The following is a 1,085-nucleotide window of genomic DNA, read 5'->3' as shown; positions in this document are numbered from 1 at the left end:
AATATTTACGTTACCGAAGATACTGGTCCGTCCTCCTCTTGGTCATTGTCCTCCGATATGAACGACGCATTGCCGGGTGGGTATAGCGCGCATGCGGATTGGATGAACGGCTGGGATGAAGAAGTAATGCGGGCAGTTGTCGAAAACTGCTTGAATCCAGCGTTTGAATGCAGCGTAGGGCTATTGGCCGACGGCACACGCTTAGTTTCGGTAATTGACGAATAGAAGCCACAACAAAAGCATGTGATTTAGGTGTCTCCTCAATTAGCGCTCTACTCATAAGAATTAAAGCGAACCCTAAGTTGATTCAATTTATGCATTCATCGAGAAAGTTAAATTGATTTCTCCGTTAACTTGGCTTTTATTGCTCTGTTTTTTTATTATCACGCTGTACATATCTTGCACAGCTTTTGTTCGCCAGATGCTATTTTTGCTTCTGGGGCGCCGTCCATAAATTCAAAACTTAGTTGCTCTTCGCGCATTGTTTTCTTGTTGCGCCTTTAAAATTCATAAATATCTGTTTGCTATAGACAAGCTCGCGATTTGATTTACCTAATCAACTTTTAACGTTAATTGATGAGAAATACCCGTTTTGGAATTAAGTTATTAAACCCTATACCCGCATGGTCTATGAGGGCGTTATTAGTCAGATCTCGGAATCAATCTACCAATAGGTAGACTTGTTAGTAGGTCGAGAAAATAGATTTAGTGATGATGAATATGATTTCAAATGCCTGATGGCTTATTTTAAAGATGCCTGTCGCAAGAGACATAAAGTACGCGTCGCAGCATCTAAGAGAACCTCACGAATAAAAACTCAGAATTCCGCATTTTCATTTAATGGCTATAATTAATAAGGGCTTTCCTCTTCAGTAATAGTCGTGTTTTTCGATTATGGAGTATGAAGTAAAGTAATATTTTGATGGAGAGTGGTATCTACGGCGGTTGGGGTGGCTATTCGGTGATAGTCATTTGGTACTGCGCATGTGCTGCAGTTGTTCAAGCAGCAAAACATACTACAGTTTAGCACTAGCAAGTAGATTTAATTTTAATTGTTCTACTGTTGCAGAAAAAATGTGCGACGA

The 1,085-nt window shown here is 40.0% G+C and carries 1 protein-coding gene; it reads left to right on the top strand.

Annotated features, from left to right (window positions below; all coding sequences use genetic code 11):
* On the top strand, positions 1 to 225 hold a 225-nt coding region (locus tag A3738_RS31240), incomplete at its 5' end, for a DUF1996 domain-containing protein (protein WP_231876693.1).
* Between the last annotated feature and the right edge of the window lie 860 nt (positions 226 to 1,085).

This window comes from Oleiphilus sp. HI0066 (assembly GCF_001635725.1).
This window is presented reverse-complemented; position numbering and strand designations above follow the sequence as displayed.